Annotated in this window: 15 protein-coding genes and 1 tRNA gene; 3 read left to right on the top strand and 13 right to left on the bottom strand. The window is 67.2% G+C overall.

Annotation, left to right across the window (positions count from 1 at the left end; translation table 11 throughout):
* Window positions 1–97: 97 nt before the first annotated feature.
* The 4 genes from WIX41_RS14960 to WIX41_RS14945 all read right to left on the bottom strand — a co-directional run bounded on the left by WIX41_RS14960 (window position 98) and on the right by WIX41_RS14945 (window position 2769).
* Window positions 98–182: transfer RNA gene (locus WIX41_RS14960), tRNA-Leu, on the bottom strand.
* A 66-nt stretch (window positions 183–248) separates the two neighbouring features.
* Entirely contained in the window at window positions 249–692 is a 444-nt protein-coding gene (gene secG, locus WIX41_RS14955; RefSeq protein ID WP_339448823.1) for a preprotein translocase subunit SecG, read from the bottom strand.
* Between the two features lie 54 nt (window positions 693–746).
* Window positions 747–1502, bottom strand: a complete 756-nt coding sequence (gene tpiA, locus WIX41_RS14950) for a triose-phosphate isomerase (protein ID WP_339448821.1) — start codon at window positions 1500–1502, stop codon at window positions 747–749.
* Window positions 1503–1833: 331 nt separating this feature from the next.
* Window positions 1834–2769, bottom strand: coding sequence for an isopenicillin N synthase family dioxygenase (locus WIX41_RS14945; protein WP_339448819.1), 936 nt, complete (start codon window positions 2767–2769; stop codon window positions 1834–1836).
* Window positions 2770–2958: 189 nt separating this feature from the next.
* Here WIX41_RS14945 and WIX41_RS14940 point away from each other — a divergent pair, with 189 nt between their 5' ends.
* On the top strand, window positions 2959–4113 hold the full coding sequence (locus tag WIX41_RS14940) for a glycosyltransferase family 4 protein (protein ID WP_339448817.1): 1155 nt from the start codon (window positions 2959–2961) through the stop codon (window positions 4111–4113).
* Complete coding sequence (locus WIX41_RS14935) at window positions 4100–4954, top strand: polysaccharide deacetylase family protein (protein ID WP_339448815.1); 855 nt, start codon at window positions 4100–4102, stop codon at window positions 4952–4954. The genes WIX41_RS14940 and WIX41_RS14935 overlap by 14 nt, the downstream gene beginning before the upstream one ends.
* A gap of 292 nt (window positions 4955–5246) precedes the next feature.
* On the opposite strand, the gene glmM is transcribed toward WIX41_RS14935, so the two are convergent.
* The 5 genes from glmM to trpB all read right to left on the bottom strand — a co-directional run bounded on the left by glmM (window position 5247) and on the right by trpB (window position 10437).
* Window positions 5247–6614, bottom strand: coding sequence for a phosphoglucosamine mutase (gene glmM, locus WIX41_RS14930; RefSeq protein WP_339448813.1), 1368 nt, complete (start codon window positions 6612–6614; stop codon window positions 5247–5249).
* On the bottom strand, window positions 6614–7492 hold the full coding sequence (accD, locus tag WIX41_RS14925; protein WP_339448811.1) for an acetyl-CoA carboxylase, carboxyltransferase subunit beta: 879 nt from the start codon (window positions 7490–7492) through the stop codon (window positions 6614–6616). Before accD ends, glmM begins: the two co-directional genes overlap by 1 nt.
* A 218-nt stretch (window positions 7493–7710) precedes the next feature.
* On the bottom strand, window positions 7711–8526 hold the full coding sequence (trpA, locus tag WIX41_RS14920; RefSeq protein WP_339448809.1) for a tryptophan synthase subunit alpha: 816 nt from the start codon (window positions 8524–8526) through the stop codon (window positions 7711–7713).
* A 1-nt stretch (window position 8527) separates the two neighbouring features.
* The gene (locus WIX41_RS14915) at window positions 8528–9214 is read right to left on the bottom strand and encodes a hypothetical protein (protein ID WP_409187413.1); all 687 of its coding nucleotides are present in this window, start codon (window positions 9212–9214) and stop codon (window positions 8528–8530) included.
* A complete protein-coding gene (gene trpB, locus WIX41_RS14910; protein WP_339448805.1) occupies window positions 9211–10437 on the bottom strand; it encodes a tryptophan synthase subunit beta in 1227 nt (408 codons plus the stop codon). The genes WIX41_RS14915 and trpB overlap by 4 nt, the downstream gene beginning before the upstream one ends.
* 95 nt (window positions 10438–10532) lie before the next feature.
* Here trpB and WIX41_RS14905 point away from each other — a divergent pair, with 95 nt between their 5' ends.
* On the top strand, window positions 10533–11420 hold the full coding sequence (locus tag WIX41_RS14905) for a LysR family transcriptional regulator (protein ID WP_339448803.1): 888 nt from the start codon (window positions 10533–10535) through the stop codon (window positions 11418–11420).
* A 178-nt stretch (window positions 11421–11598) separates the two neighbouring features.
* On the opposite strand, the gene WIX41_RS14900 is transcribed toward WIX41_RS14905, so the two are convergent.
* The 4 genes from WIX41_RS14900 to WIX41_RS14885 all read right to left on the bottom strand — a co-directional run bounded on the left by WIX41_RS14900 (window position 11599) and on the right by WIX41_RS14885 (window position 16071).
* Complete coding sequence (locus WIX41_RS14900; RefSeq protein WP_339448801.1) at window positions 11599–12255, bottom strand: phosphoribosylanthranilate isomerase; 657 nt, start codon at window positions 12253–12255, stop codon at window positions 11599–11601.
* A complete protein-coding gene (truA, locus tag WIX41_RS14895; RefSeq protein WP_339448799.1) occupies window positions 12252–13025 on the bottom strand; it encodes a tRNA pseudouridine(38-40) synthase TruA in 774 nt (257 codons plus the stop codon). The genes WIX41_RS14900 and truA overlap by 4 nt, the downstream gene beginning before the upstream one ends.
* A gap of 43 nt (window positions 13026–13068) precedes the next feature.
* Entirely contained in the window at window positions 13069–14964 is a 1896-nt protein-coding gene (locus WIX41_RS14890) for a type IV pilus assembly protein FimV (RefSeq protein ID WP_339448797.1), read from the bottom strand.
* 81 nt (window positions 14965–15045) lie between these two features.
* On the bottom strand, window positions 15046–16071 hold the full coding sequence (locus WIX41_RS14885) for an aspartate-semialdehyde dehydrogenase (RefSeq protein WP_339448794.1): 1026 nt from the start codon (window positions 16069–16071) through the stop codon (window positions 15046–15048).
* Between the last annotated feature and the right edge of the window lie 36 nt (window positions 16072–16107).

Below are 16107 nucleotides of genomic sequence, written 5' to 3'. Positions count from 1 at the left end.
CCTCTGCCGCCACGCCTGCAGGCGTTTTGGCATGGGGGAGTGGACGGAAAACGCACCTGGCGCTTTGCGCGCCAGACGTATCCGCTTACAAACAAAATGGTGCCCAAGAGGGGACTCGAACCCCTACGACCTAAGTCGCTACCACCTCAAGGTAGTGCGTCTACCAATTCCGCCACCTGGGCTTACGTATCGCACTGGGCGGAATTCCAATTGGATTCCCCCCAACGCGCCGCATATTGTAACCGTCTTCAGGGAGTCTGGGAGCCTTCCGAAGGCTTTTCTTCACCCGATTTCGGCGTTTCCGCCTGAGCCGGCACAGTGGCCTGCGGAACCGGCTGCTGGGCAGCGGCTTCCGGGGCCTTCGGCACGACCGGCAGCTCACCGGCGGGGACCGCCGGGGCGCTGGGCGCGACCGGGGCCGACATCACACCGAGGTCCTGCTGGACCGCCGGGCGCGCACCATGGCTGGCGTACCAGGCCATGAACAGGCTGATGCCGAAGAACACCACGGCCAGCCACTTGGTCGACTTGGACAGGAAGTTGGACGCGCCACGCGCGCCGAACACGGTGCCCGAGGCACCGGCACCGAAACCCGAACCTGCGGCCGCACCGGAGCCACGCTGCATCAGAATGAGCGCGATCATGGACACCGCGACCAGCACGTAGACCACATTGAGGATCAACATCAGCATTTCGAATCCGTCCTCGGACATATCGTGCCGACCCGGGGCCGGCAACATTTCGTGTTAGCGCCCGGCCGCCGCATGGGCGATGGCCAGGAAATCCGCGGCCACCAGCGAGGCGCCGCCCACCAGCCCACCATCGACATCGGGCTGCGCGAACAGTTCCCCTGCGTTGTCGGGCTTCACGCTGCCGCCATAGAGGATCGGCAACGAATCGGCGATTCTAGCATCCAGCTTGGCCACTTCGCCACGGATGAACGCATGGACCTGCTGGGCCTGCTCTTTGGTGGCGGTACGGCCGGTGCCGATGGCCCAGACCGGCTCGTAGGCAACCACGGCATGCTGGAAGCCGGCCGGGCCGACCAGCTCCAGCACCGGGGCCAGCTGACCAGCGATGACCGCTTCGGTCTGCCCGGCCTCGCGCTGCTCCAGGGTCTCGCCCACGCACAGGATCGGGACCAGGCCGGCATGCAGGGCGGCGGCGAACTTGCGGGCCACCAGCTCGCTGCTTTCCTGGTGGTACTGGCGGCGCTCGGAATGGCCGACCAGGCCATAGCGGGCCCCCACTTCGGCCAGCATGGCGGCGGAGACCTCGCCGGTGTAGGCGCCCTTCTCGTTGGAGCTGACGTCCTGCGAGCCAAATGCGACGGCACGGCCTTCAAAGTCGTTGACCAGCTCGCCCAGGTACGGCAGCGGCGGCAGGATGACGACTTCCACCCCGTCCTTGGGCAGGCTGGCGACGATATCGCTGACCAGGTCGGTCGCGAATTGGCGGCTGCCGTGCAGCTTCCAGTTACCGGCGACGATCTTGCGGCGCATGGCGGGCTCCTTTGGGATATCAACAGCCAATGATACCGGATGTAACGAATCCGCGTTTCCCGAAAACGCTTACATTTCAAATGGATATTGGTTTTCAGGCGGGATCGGGCAGCCTGCGGGCCGGCCAACGGCCGGCGCTACCGCTTCGGACGCTGTAAACGTCGGAAACGTGGTCGCAATCATCATGCAATCGTCTCCGGACGCTTGCGCCGCGCTGCGCGCGGTGTCCGGCCAACGGCCGGGGCTACGAATTCATACGAGCCCATGGGGATCTAGGTCAATCAACCAAAGGCACTGAAATGAAAGAAGGCCGCCTTTCGGCGGCCTTCTTTCATTTCAGCTTGATCTCGCGCAGGCGCTCTTCCAGGAAACCGTGGGCGGTGATCGGCTCCGGGTAGCGGCTCGGGTTTTCCGGGGTGATGCAGGTCGGCAGCACGTCGATCAGGAAGTCCGGGTTCGGGTGCAGGAAGAACGGCACCGAGTAGCGCGGCTGGCGGGCCTGCTCGCCCGGGGGATTGACCACGCGGTGGATGGTGGACGGGTACACGTGGTTGGTCAGGCGCTGCAGCATGTCGCCGATGTTGACCACGATGGTGTCCGCGTCCGAGGTGAACGGCACCCACTTGCCTTCGTGCGACTGCACTTCCAGGCCCGCCGCGCTCGCGCCGACCAGCAGCGTGATGAAGTTGATGTCGCCATGCGCGCCGGCGCGCACGTTCGGGATGTCATCGGCGGTGATCGGCGGGTAATGGATCGGGCGCAGGATGGAATTGCCGTTGTTGGTCTTGTCGGCGAAGAAATCGATCGGAAGGCCGATGTGCAGCGCCAATGCCGACAAAACGCGCGAGCCCAGCTTGTCCAGCTCCTGGTACAGGCCGTAACCCTTCTTCTTGAAGTCCGGTACTTCCGTCGGCCACAGGTTCGGGGCCATCACATCGCGGTACTTCGAATCGTCCGGGATCTCGCGGCCGATGTGCCAGAACTCCTTCAGGTCGAAGTGCCTGGAGCCTTTGGCCGTTTCCACGCCGAACGGCGTGTAGCCGCGCGCGCCACCGGTGCCCGGCAGGTGGTACTGCAGCTTGGTGGCTTCGGGCAGCGCAAAGAAGGCCTTGAACACATCGTAGGCCGCATCGATGTCCGCCTGCGGGATGCCGTGGTTGCGGATGCCCGCAAAACCCCATTCACGGTAGGCCGCTCCCAGCTCGGCGACGAAGGCGTCGCGGTCGCTGTCGAAACGGGTGATGTCGAGGGTGGGGATCTGGCTCACAGCGGTTCCTGGCTTGTTCGAGGTAGGTATACCGGCCACAACTGTGGCCCGGCTGAACATTGTGCCAGATCGGACAATCGACACCGCCGATACATTGATACAAATCGATACAATGCGCCCGCCCTCCGCCTCGACCCTGACCCACTACCCCACGCAATCACGTTGACTGTCTTGACCCCTGGAACGTTCATGACGAACAAACCGCTGAAAATTCTGCATACCGAAGCCGCCAAGGGATTTGGCGGCCAGGAGATCTACATCTACCGCCACATGCTGGCCATGCGCGAACGCGGGCACGACGTGTCGCTGCTGTGCCAGCCCGGCGCACGCCTGGGCGAGATCGCGCGCGAAGCCGGCTTCACCGTGCACGCCTTGAAGATGGGCGGGCTGTTGCGGCTGCTGCGCGGCATCTGGTCCGTGAAGCGACTGGTCCGGCGGCATACCTACGATGTGGTCAACACCACCAGCCGCCGCGATGCGCTCATTGCCGCCGCCGGCGCGCGCCTGGCCGGCGCGCCGCTGGTGGTGCGCTCACGGCACCTCATGAGCCCGGTCAATTCCCTGCTGACCTACACCGGCCTGCCGCACCGGGTACTGACGGTGAGCAGTTTCGTGAAACAGCTGCTGGTCCATCGCGGTATCGCCGATGACCACATCGGCATCGTCCCACCGATCGCGGTACCCCCACAGTGGTCGCAGGCCGGAAACGATGATGCCTGGCAGTGCCTGCAGGAGACGCGGGCGGAGGTCCGCCGCGAACTGGGTTTCGCCGACGACCAGATCGTGGTCGGCTGCGTGGCGGTACTGCGCGAAGCCAAGGGCCATGCCGACCTGCTCCGCGCGATCGCCCCGCTCTGCCGCCAGCAGCCGAACCTGCACCTGGTTGTCATCGGCGACGGCCAACCGATGCTGGACACGCTGACCGCACTGCGCGCGAACCTGGGCATCGCCGCCCAGGTCCACCTGCTCGGCTACCGGCTGGGCGCGTGCCGGTTGATGACCGGCTTCGACATCTTTGCCCTGGCCAGCCACAAGGAGGCAGCCGGTACGGTCTTCCTGGAAGCGGCCTATGTGGGCGTGCCGATCGTGGCCACCCGGGTCGGCGGCGTGCCGGAGATGCTGGTGGAAGGCAGCAATGCCCTGCTGGCCCCGCTGGGCGACCAGGCCGCACTCACCCGTGCATTGCAGACCCTGGTCGAGCAGCCTGAACGCCGCCGGCAGATGGGCCTGGCCGGCTGGGAGTGGATGCGGGGCACCTACCGTTTCACCCCGACCGGGCACACCGAAACCACCGAATACTATTACCACCAGTGGTTGAAGGAGCTGGGACATGGCCAACGCTAGAACCGTGCCGGTACTGATGCACCACCACGTCTCGCCCTCGCCGGGGATGATCACGGTGTCGCCGGAAAACTTCGAAAGCCAGATCGCCTGGCTGGCGCGCAACGGCTGGACGTCGCTGACGCTGGAACAGTACGCCGGCTTCCTGGCCGGCAGGCCGGTGCCGCGCAGGTCGATCGTGATCACCTTCGATGACGGTTACCTGGACAACTGGGTGTACGCACACCCGATCCTGCAGAAGTACGGCATGCACGCGGTGGTGTTCGTTGTCACCGGCTGGATGGGCGAAGGCCCGCAGCGGCCGCATGCCGGCCAGCCGGATGCGGTACTTCCGGCCACGCCCGATCACCGCGGCTGCGAAACGGCGATCCTGCGCGAGAACCGCCACGACGATGTGATGATGCGCTGGAGCGAAGCGCGCGCGATGATCGACGCCGGCACCTTCGAAGTGCATTGCCACACCCACACCCACACGCGCTGGATGAAGCAGGACATCAGCCGCGAACAGAAACGCGAAGGCATCACCCGCGACCTGGAAATGGCGCGCGGCGTGCTGCAGGAGCAGTTGGGCGAAGTGTCCGACACGCTGTGCTGGCCGTATGGTGATTTCGACGAGGATTACCTGCCGATCGCGCGTGCGCAGGGATTCCGCTACCTGCACACCACCCACCCGTTCGGGCGCAACGTGGTCGGTGGCGATCCGGAGCACATCTATCGTTTCGCGATCCGCAACCGCCCCGCCAGTTGGCTGCGCAAGCGCATCGCGTGGAGTTACCACCCATTGATCGCGCCGGTGTTCAACCGGTTCAAGGCCAGGCAGAAGAAGATGGTGCCGGGGCCGTAGGACACAGAGCGCCATGGGTCCGAAGCCCATGGTTGATTGATCCCAATCCCAAACGGCGCGACGCGCCGGCCCGGAGGGTGACCGCCAGGACGGCGGGCATAACGTTGGCCGGACACCGCGCGCAGCGCGGCTCAGGTATCCGAAGGCGGCAAAATGCGGTCCCGATAATCGGTCCGACGTTTAGATGGACCGAAGCCACCCGTCCAGCGTTCATGACCCCTGCACGAAGAGCAGCCGGCCAACGGCCGGCGCTACCGCCAACAAAAAAACCCGGCCGAAGCCGGGTTTTTCATCACGTCGCAGCCGCTGCCTTCACCGCACCGGACAGGCTGTCCAGCGTGGCCTGCATCAGCTCGGCGGTGTCGGCCTCGACCGTGACGCGGACCACCGGCTCGGTGCCGGACGGGCGCAGGAATGCGCGGCCGCGGCCCTTGACCGCCTGCTGCGCATCGGCCAGCGCCGTCTGCACGCCCTCGGACTGCACGATCGCCTTGGCTGAAACACCTGCCAGGCGCACGTTGACCGTCTTCTGCGGCACCCGGGTCAACCCCACCAGCGATTCGCGCAGGCTTTTGCCTTCCCGGCGCAGCACTTCCAGCACCTGCAGCGCGCTGACGATGGCATCACCGGTGGTGGCCCGATCCAGGCACAACAGGTGGCCGGAGGCTTCGCCACCCAGCACGCCGCCACCTTCAACCAGCGCCTGGTGCACGTAGCGGTCGCCCACGTTGCTGCGCTGGAACGGCAGGCCCAGGCGCTCCAGCGCCTGCTCCAGGCCGAAGTTGGTCATCAACGTGCCGACCACCGGACCACGCAGGCGACCACTGCGCTGCCACGACGGCGCCAGCACATACAGCAGGTCATCGCCATCAACCGGGTTGCCCTGGTCATCGGCCATCAGCACGCGGTCGCCATCGCCGTCGAAGGCGATGCCCAGGTCAGCACCCACTTCGCGGACCTTCACGGCAAGGTTGTCGATATGCATCGAGCCGACGCCGTCGTTGATGTTCACCCCATTGGGCTCGGCACCGATGGCCACTACCTCCGCACCCAGCTCGCGGAACAGCAGCGGCGCAATGTGGTAGGTGGCCCCGTGCGCGCAGTCCAGCACGATCTTCAGCCCACGCAGATCGAACCCGCGCGGCACGCTGGCCTTGCAGAATTCGATGTAGCGGCCTACCGCATCGCGCCCACGCGCCGCCTTGCCCAACCGGTCCGAGTCAGCGGTGGTGAAATCGGTATCCAGCGCCGCTTCCAGCGCCAGCTCCGTCGCATCGTCGAGCTTCTCGCCATCGGCGGAGAAGAACTTGATGCCGTTGTCGTAGTGCGGGTTGTGGGAAGCGCTGATGACGATGCCCGCGTCGGCACCGAGCGTGCGCGTGAGGAACGCGACCGCCGGAGTCGGCATCGGTCCCAGCAGCTGCACGTCAGCCCCGGCGGCGACCAGCCCGGCTTCCAATGCCGCTTCGAACATGTAGCCGGAAATACGCGTGTCCTTGCCGATCACCACCACCGGCCGGTGACCCGGGCGGTGGCCGTTGCGTTGGGTCAGCACACGGCCCAGTGCATTGCCCAGGCGCAGCACGAAGTCTGCGGAAATGACCCCCTGCCCGACCCGGCCACGGATACCGTCGGTGCCGAAGTACTTGCGCGCCCCCATCAGGCAGCAGCGCCCGGGGCGGACTGGCGGCCCAGCATGGCCAGCAGCTCGGAAAGACGGTCGCGCATTTCACGGCGGTCGCAGATCTGGTCGATGGCGCCGTGCTCGAGCAGGAATTCCGAGCGCTGGAAGCCTTCCGGCAGTTTCTCACGCACGGTCTGTTCGATCACGCGCGGGCCGGCGAAACCGATCAACGCCTGCGGCTCGGCGATGTTGATGTCGCCCAGCATCGCAAACGACGCCGACACGCCACCGGTGGTGGGATGGGTCAGCACCGAAATGTACGGCAGCCCCGCAGCACGCAGGCGACCCAGCGCGGCCGAGGTCTTGGCCATCTGCATCAGCGAGAACAGGCCTTCCTGCATGCGCGCACCGCCACTGGCGGAGAAGCACACGTAGGGCGCGCCGATTTCCAGCGCCTTTTCCGCGGCCAGCGAGAAGCGTTCCCCCACCACCGAGCCCATCGAGCCGCCCATGAAGGCGAAATCGAACGCCGAGGCCACCAGCGGCCGGCCCTTGAGCAGGCCCTGCATGGCGATCAGCGCGTCGTATTCGCCCGTGTTCTTCTGCGAAGCCTTGATGCGCTCGCTGTACTTCTTCTGGTCCTTGAACTTGAGCAGGTCGGTCGGCCCAAGGCGCGCGGCGATCTCGGTGGTGCTGTCGGCGTCGAACAGCGCGGCCAGGCGCGCCCGTGCGCGGATAGCCATGTGGTGGCCGCACTTGGGGCAGACTTCCAGGTTTTCTTCCAGCTCAGGACCGTAAAGCGCGCTGCCGCAGCTGCTGCACTTTTCCCACAGGCCCTCGGGGACGCTGCGCTTCTTGCTGGGGACGTTGTCGGTGCGGATGCCCGACGGCATCAACTTGCTGAGCCAACTCATGCGGGATGACACTTCCGTTCAGGGCGGCCCGGGGCCGCAAAGGACGACAGTCTAGCTCACCCGTCCGGGAGCCGGGATCCCTACGGGGGCGTGTGGACGGGACGTGAACGGCCGCGCGCCAAGGCAGCGCCCAGGCAACCTGGTAGCGCCGGCCGTTGGCCGGCCCGCGCACAGGTATCCGACGCCCATGAGGGCCGGCCAACGGCCGGCGCTACCGGTTATTGCGTGGCGTCGAGTGCCTGCCGCAGCGGCTGCAGGAACGTTTTTGCTGTCCGCGCCGCGTTGTCGCCGTCCCCGGCCTCGGCCAACGCCGCTACCAGGGCGCTGCCCACCACCACGCCGTCGGCTTCCTGGGCCATCGCGGCGGCGCTCTGCGCGTCCTTGATGCCGAACCCTGCCACCACCGGGACGGTCGAACGACTGCGCAGATCGCGCAGGCGGGCACCGGCGGCGTTGCTGTCCAGCCGTTCGGAGGCACCGGTGACACCGGCAAAGCTCACGTAATACAGGTAGCCCCTGGCCATCGACGAAAGCAGGTCCAACCGATCGTCAGCGGTGGTAGGCGAGGCCAGCAGGATCAGCGCCAGGCCGGCGGCGCTGAAGATCTCCAGCGTCTCTTCCGCTTCTTCGGGTGGCAGGTCGACCAGCAGCACGCCGTCCACGCCCGCATCAATGGCCGCCTTGGCGAAACGCGCGGTGCCGTGAATCTCAACGGGGTTGAGGTACCCCATCAACACCACCGGCGTGGTGGTGTCATCACGGCGGAAGCTCTGCACCGTTTCCAGCACGTAGCGCAGGCCCGCACCACGCGCCAGCGCGCGTTCGGAGCTGCGTTGGATGGTCGGGCCATCGGCCATCGGATCGGAGAACGGGACGCCCAGTTCGATCACGTCGGCGCCGGCGGCGGCCAACGCGTGCATCACCGGCACGGTGGCGTCCAGGCCCGGGTCGCCGGCGGTGATGAAGGGAATCAGCGCCTTGCGGCGGCTGGCGCGCAGGCGGGCGAAACAGGCGTCGATACGGGCAACAGGCATCTCAGGCACATCCTTCTTTCAATTCAACGGCGCCGCTGGCGCCCCAGTACAACTTCGAAATCACCCCGCCAAAGATTTCCAGCCGGATCGCCAGATCCGAGCCGGGGTCCTGCCAGGTCACGTATTCGCCCGTTTCCGGACCATAGGCGTGCGGCATGCGGGTGCTGCCAGGCGGCAGGCGGGTCAGCGCCTCTTCGAGCGACATGCCCAGGCGCAGCCCGAACGGACCCGGTTGGGCGATGGCCTCGTAGGAGCCGTCGATCGTATCCAGGTCGAAACGCTGCACGTGGGCGTCATCGACCATCATCGACACGCCCTCGGGCAGGCTGCCGCGCTCGTAGTATTCGCAGGATCCACTGCCCTCCCCTTCGCTGAGCCCGGCCGAATGCCACGGCCCCTCGGCTTCGACCTCGCTGAAGCGCTGGCCGATGACCACGTCGCCGGCATGATCCAGCGCCACCGAGACCACGGCCGGTGCCAAGGCATCACCTTCGGCATCGGTGGCTGTGCCATCAGGGGGCTCAAGGAGCGGGCGATCGGCTCCGTCGTCATTACTGGCAGGCAGCTGCGCCGGCGCGATGGCAGCCGGTCCCGCAGCGGGCGCCAGCACCGGCGGTTCGGGCGGTTTGCAGCCGGTCAAGCCGACCACGATCAGCAGCGCACTTCCCTGGCGCAGCACGGGATTCACAGAACCAGGCCCTCGCGCGCGGCGATGGTGTGCACGTCCTTGTCGCCACGCCCGGACAGGTTGCACAGCACCAGCTTGTCGCTGGGCAGCTCGCGCGCGATCTTGATCGCCTGGGCCACGGCGTGGCTGGATTCCAGCGCGGCCAGGATACCTTCGCTATGCGCCAGCTGATGGAACGCGGCCAGTGCTTCATCGTCGGTGATGCCCACGTATTGGGCGCGACCGGCATCGGCCAGGAAGGCATGTTCCGGGCCGACGCCGGGGTAATCCAGGCCGGCCGAGACCGAATGGGTTTCAATGATCTGGCCATCGTCGTCGCAGATCACATAGGTGCGGTTGCCGTGCAGCACGCCGGGCCGACCGGCGGCGATGGACGCGGCATGGCGACCGGTTTCGATGCCGTCGCCCGCCGCTTCGGCGCCGACGATGCGCACGTCACGGTCGTTGAGGAAGGCATGGAACAGGCCGATGGCATTGCTGCCGCCACCGACGCAGGCGGTGATCGCATCAGGCAGGCGACCGTAATCGGTAAGCATCTGCGCACGCGCTTCGCGGCCGACGATGGCATTGAAGTCGCGCACCATGCGCGGGTACGGGTCCGGGCCGGCCACGGTGCCGATGATGTAGAAGGTGTCGCGCACGTTGGTGACCCAGTCGCGCATGGCTTCGTTGAGCGCGTCCTTGAGCGTGGCCGAGCCGGAGGTGACCGGCACCACCGTCGCGCCGAGCAGCTTCATGCGGTAGACGTTGATCTTCTGCCGTTCGATGTCGGTGGCGCCCATGTACACCACGCATTCCAGGCCCAGCCGCGCTGCCACGGTGGCGCTGGCCACGCCGTGCTGGCCGGCGCCGGTCTCGGCGATGATGCGCTTCTTGCCCATCCGCGCGGCCAGCAGGGCCTGGCCGATGGTGTTGTTGATCTTGTGCGCGCCGGTATGGTTCAGATCCTCGCGCTTGAGCAGGATCTGCGCACCGCCGACCTGCCGGCTCAGCCGTTCGGCGTGGTAGATCGGGCTCGGCCGGCCCACGTAATGGGTCAGGTCCTTGTCGTAGGCGGCGATGAAGGCCGGGTCCCGGCGCGCCTGGTCATAGGCCGCCGCCAGCTCCTGCAGCGGCCCGATCAGCGTTTCGGCAACGAAACTGCCGCCATAGCGGCCGAAATGGCCGTTGGCATCGGGGTAGGCATGGAAATCGACGATGGGAGATGCGGAGGGTGCGGACATGACGCGACAGCCATTGGAGACAGACTGACAATTTAGCGCACATATCGGGGCCGGAATATCGATATTATCTGCATAAATTCGTCAGAAAAACTCACATGAGCCAGACGCCGTTGCCCCCCTTGAACGCGCTGCGCAGCTTCGAAGCCACCGCCCGCCTGGGCGGCGTGGGGCGGGCCGCCGAAGCGCTGCACGTGACCCATGGGGCGATCAGCCGGCAACTGCGGCTGCTGGAGGAACACCTGGGCGTGACGCTGTTCGAGCGTGCCGGTCGCGGCCTGCGCCTGACCGCAGCGGGCCAGCAGCTGCAAGCCGCCTGCGCGGGTGCGTTCACGCAGATCCGAGACGCGGTCGACACCCTGCAGCGCCGGCAGCGTCCCGGGGCGCTGGTGCTGGGCTGCAGCGGCAGCATCCTGGCGCGCTGGATGATTCCGCGCCTTCCCGCGCTGCAGGCCGACCTGCCGCAGGTGCCGCTGCACTGGTCGGCCCAGGACGGCAGCTTCACCGAACAGCAGCAGGCACTGGATGCGGTGCTGCTGCTGGCGCAGCCGCCGTGGCCGCGTGGCTGGCAGGTGCGCGAACTGGCACCGGAGCGGGTCGGTGTGGTGGTGAGCCCGCAGCATCCGGCTGCCGCGCGCCTGCGGCAGCAACCGCCGCAAGCGTTGCTGCGCGAGTCGTTGCTGCACACCACGTCACGCCCGCAGGCGTGGCCGGCGTGGGCGCTTTCGCATGGGCTGGATCCATCGGGGCTTCAGCTGGGCACCGGCTTCGAACACCTGTACTACCTGCTGGAAGCGGCGGTGGCCGGGCTGGGCGTGGCGATCGCGCCGGAGCCGCTGGTGGCAGATGAGCTGGCCGCCGGTCGGCTGCTGGCACCGTGGGGATTCGGGGCCACGGGTGGGTTCTGGGTACTGGCCACGCCGGCAGGTGGCCAGGATGCGCGGGTGGAATCCCTGGCGGAATGGTTGGCCGAAAAGCTGCGGTAGGGTCGCACGCCAGTCGACTGCCGATAGCGGTAATCGGCGCTTTGGCGCATGGACCGATGCCGGGCGAGCGTTTCCATGGACGCGCGGTAGCGCCGGCCGTTGGCCGGCCCGCGTGATGGTTCAACGTTCCTGAGGGCCGGCCAACGGCCGGCGCTACCGCGGATTGGCGCCTCTGGCGCTAATCCGCTTCGTGGCAATCGGCGCGGCGGACTTCTTCGACGAACTTGCGCATCTTGTAGCCGTCCTTGATGCCCGGCTCGATTTCGATGCCACTGGAAACGTCCACGCCCCACGGCAAGGTGGCCACGATGGCGTCGAAAACGTTGTCCGGGGTGATGCCACCGGCCAGCAGGAACGGGCGATGCAGACCGGTCGGCAGGCGGGTCCAGTCGAAGGCCACACCGGTGCCGCCGCCACCGCCGGGAGCGTGGCTGTCGAACAGGAAACCGGCCGCGCTCGGGTAACGCAGCTGCAGCTGGCGGGCATTGACGTCTTCGCGGCCGCCCATGGCCACCGCCTTCAGGTAAGGCATGTTGAAGCTGCGGCAGAAGGATTCGTCTTCCTCGCCATGGAACTGCAGCAGGGTCGGACGCACGGTGCGCAGCACTTCACGCACTTCTTCCTTGCTGTTGTCGCGGAACAGCGCGACCACATCCACCATCGGCGCGATCGCCTGGCGCATGGCGCGGGCTTCGGCCGGCGCCACGCGGCGCTTGCTCTCGCGGGCGAAGATGAAGCCCACCGCGTCCACGCCCAGTTCGCCGGCCAGGCGCACGTCGCCGGCACGGGTCATGCCGCAGAACTTGATACGGGTGCGGTAGAAGGAGCGGCTCATAGGGTGACCTCGGCGGGCAGGTGCCAGTTGTCGGGGTACAACGGGCCAACGAATACCAGTCCCTGGGGCGGTGCGGTCGGGCCGGCCACGGTGCGGTCCTGGCCGGCAAGGAGCTCGGCCATCCACGACACCGGCTTTTCCCCACAGCCAATCAGGATCAATGAGCCGACGATATTGCGCACCATGTGATGAAGGAATGCATTGGCCTGAACGCAGACCTCCACGATCTCGCCCTGGCGGGTCACGCTGATCGCCTGCAGGTCGCGCCGGGCATGCAGGGCTTCGCACTGGACGCTGCGGAAGGCACTGAAGTCGTTCTCGCCCAGCAGGGCCTGCCCGGCCTCGTGCATCAGCGCAGCATCGAGCGGGCGGCGCTCCCAGCTCAGGGTCTGCCGGTACAACGCCGGGCGGATCTGCCGGTTGAGCAACCGGTAGCGGTAGCGCCGGGCGCGGGCGGAGAACCGTGCATGGAAATCGTCGGCCACCGGCACGCACCAGCGCACTGCGATCGAGCGCGGCAGGCGGGTGGTGGTGCCCAGGGTCCAGCCGCGCGGATCGCGGACCACGTCGGTCTCGAAATGCACCACCTGGCATTCGCCGTGCACACCGGCATCGGTGCGACCGGCGCAGACCACCTGGATCGGCGCATCGGCCACCGATGACAGCGCTTCCTGCAGGCTGGCCTGCACGCTGGGGCAGCCGCTCTCGCCGAGCTGCTGCCAGCCTTTGAACTCGCTGCCGTCGTATTCGACGCCCAGTGCGTAACGCATGCTCAGAACTTCGCCTTGAATGCCGGAGGGCCGCCGGCGCGGATCATCCGAGCCGTGACAGCAGTTCGTGGGCCTGCTGCTGGCTGTGCGGGTCGCCGGCCTGGGCGACTTCGAGCAGCAGGGTCCGCGCGGTGTCGGCATCGCCGAGGTCCAGGTAGGCGATCGCCAGTTCAAGGCGGCCGCGACCGGGCGTGCCGAGCGGGGCCGTATCGACATGAACCGGCGGGCGCGCGGGCGCTTCGGCGGTATCCTCGGGGAACTCAAACACACCGCGGTAGGAGGGCTGCGCGGCCGCCTCCAGCGCGTGCGGCGGAACGCCATCATCGACGGCATCGGGTGCGACCGGCGCGACCACCACCGGGGTTTCGACCGCGCCCACTGCATCATGTATCGAGCGGCCCGGCTGCGGCTCCAGGGCGAACATCGGCTCGCGCCGGCCATCGTCCAGGACACCGGCATCGGCCAGGACGTAAGCCGGCGCATCACGCAGGTCGGGTGCATCGGCGGCTACTTCCTGCTGGGCCGCCAGCTCGTCCACGTAGTCTGCGGCGGGAACGGCAGCAGCCAGGCTGGCCGCATCCAGGCCATCGCGGCGCAGCGGCGGCAACGGTGAGGGCTTGCGCCGACGCGCCACGACCCATCCGGCCACGACCAGCAACAGCACGGCCAGGCCCACCCAGGCCCAACCGCCACTGCCGGTTTCCCGTGCCGCCGGGGCCTCGCCCAGGCGCTGTTGCGCGGCGGCCAGGTCGGTGTCCTTCATCGCGATCAGCGATGCCTGCTGCTGCTTGAGCTTTTCCAGCTCGGCCACGCGGTTGCGCAGTTCCTGAATCTCGGCATCGCGGGTGGCAACATCTTCCTTGGCCTGCCGCAGTTGTTCGTTGCCCAGCATGTCACCCTCGCTGCCGGCGGCGGTGCCGGTGGTTGTACCTGCATTGTTGTTGGTAGCGGCGACCGCCGGGGCGATCTCCAGGCGCCCTCCCGCCGCGACGGCGGGGGCAGCCGGTGCAGCTGCTGCAGGCGCCGTGGCAACGCCGCTGCGGGTCGGCTGCGGAATGGCCGAGCGGGCCTGGCGCCATTGCGCCGTGTGCTCACGCACCATCGCGGCTGCCTGCGCGGCATCGACCGGTGCGTCGGCACTGGCGCTGCGCAGCACCGCCCCCTGCTTGAGCAGGTTCACGTTGCTGCGGATGAAGGCGTCTGGATTGGCGCGAAACAAAGCGATCATCGCCTGGTCGAGGCTGAGCCCCTGCTCGCGGGCAAGCCCGCTGGCGATCTGCGACAGGGTCTGCCCACGCTGTACGGTGATGCTGCCGTCTGCTGCAACGGCTGGCGCAGGCGCTGCAGCAGCCTGTCGCGACGGCGCTGCACTGCGCGCCGGCACCGGGCTGGTCCGCGACGGCGTGGGCGCGGCGGTCGCGTCCGGTGCCTGCGCGGGAGCCGGTTCGGCTTCGCGCACGATGGCATTGGACATCGCACCCGCCGGCGCGACGATTTCCGGTTCGGCCACGGCCAGGGCACTGTCGGGCGCATCGACCAGTGCCGAGTACTCGCGGACCAGGCGGCCCTGCCCCCAGTCGGCTTCAATCAGGAAATTCAGCGACGGCGTGGTGACTGGTGCCTGCGAGCTCACCCGCACCACGGCACGGCCGTTGGCATCGCGGGTCAGTTCGAACTGCAGTTCACTTACCAGGCCGGTCGGGCGTTCCAGTCCGACCCGTGCAAAAGTTACCGGCGAGGCAAGGGCCACGCGCAGGTTTTCCAGCTCGGCCGGGTCGGCAGAAATGACCGGAATCTCAGCCAGCAAGGGCTGCCCGGGCTTGGACAGCACCCGGATGTCGCCGAGGCCAAGGGCCATGGCGGAGCTGCTGGCCAAGGCCAGCAGCAGGGTCGAGACATACTTGAGCGGGCGCGATGCGCCCGGAACCCGGTTCTTCATGCGGGCAATATAGCGATTCCCGACCAATCCAGCCATGCAGGGGCGTGGCAGGTACCACGCCCTGCGTGGTACCTGCGCCCGTCAGCCTTCAGCGGCAACCAGCTCAGCCAACTGCACGGCATTGAGCGCAGCGCCCTTGCGGATGTTGTCCGACACGATCCACAGGTTCAGGCCGCGCGGGTGCGACAGGTCCTCACGAATGCGACCGACATACACCGCATCGGTGCCGGAGGCATGCGTGACCGGGGTCGGGTAACCGCCGGCTTCATGCCGGTCGACCACTTCCACGCCGGGCGACCGCGACAGCAGTTCGCGCGCCGCGTCCGGGGTGACCTTGTCGCGGGTTTCGATGGTGACCGCTTCGGAGTGACCGTAGAACACCGGCACGCGCACCGCGGTGGGGTTCACCAGGATGCTGTCATCGCCCAGGATCTTGCGGGTTTCCCAGACCAGCTTCATTTCTTCCTTGGTGAAGCCGTTGTCCTGGAAATCGTCGATGTGCGGGATCAGGTTGAACGCGATCTGCACCGGGAAGCGCTGCGGGTCGATGCCCTGGAAGCTGAGCAGCTGGCCGGTCTGCTTGCCCAGTTCCTCCAGCGCCGAGCGCCCGCCGCCGGACACCGACTGGTAGGTGGCCACGTTGATGCGCTGGATGCCGTACTGGCGGTGCAGCGGCGCCAGCGCCACCAGCATCTGCATGGTGGAGCAGTTCGGGTTGGCGATGATGCCGCGCGGGCGGTTCTTCAGTGCTTCCGGGTTCACTTCGGAGACCACCAGCGGCACGTCATCGTCGTAACGGAACGCGGAGGAGTTGTCGATCACCACGGCACCGGCAGCGGCGAACGTCGGGCCGAACTCCTTGGAGACGCTGCCACCTGCGGAGAACAGCGCGATATCCACGCCATTCGGGTCGAACGTGGCCAGGTCCTGGACCTTGATCTTCTGGCCCTGGAAGTCGATTTCGCCGCCGGCCGAACGCGACGACGCGAGCAGGCTCAGCGTGGCGACCGGGAAGTTGCGCTCGGCCAGGATGGCCAGCATGGTTTCGCCGACGGCGCCGGTGGCACCGACGACTGCGACGTGGAAACGACGATCAGGGTTGTTCATATAAGCCTCGTTTGGTGTTGGCGTACCGACCAACGG

The organism is Stenotrophomonas sp. AB1(2024) (assembly GCF_037482345.1).
In the GTDB taxonomy this organism is placed as follows: domain Bacteria; phylum Pseudomonadota; class Gammaproteobacteria; order Xanthomonadales; family Xanthomonadaceae; genus Stenotrophomonas.
The sequence above is the reverse complement of the archived record's forward strand: the minus strand, read 5'-3'. Positions and strand labels throughout refer to the sequence as shown.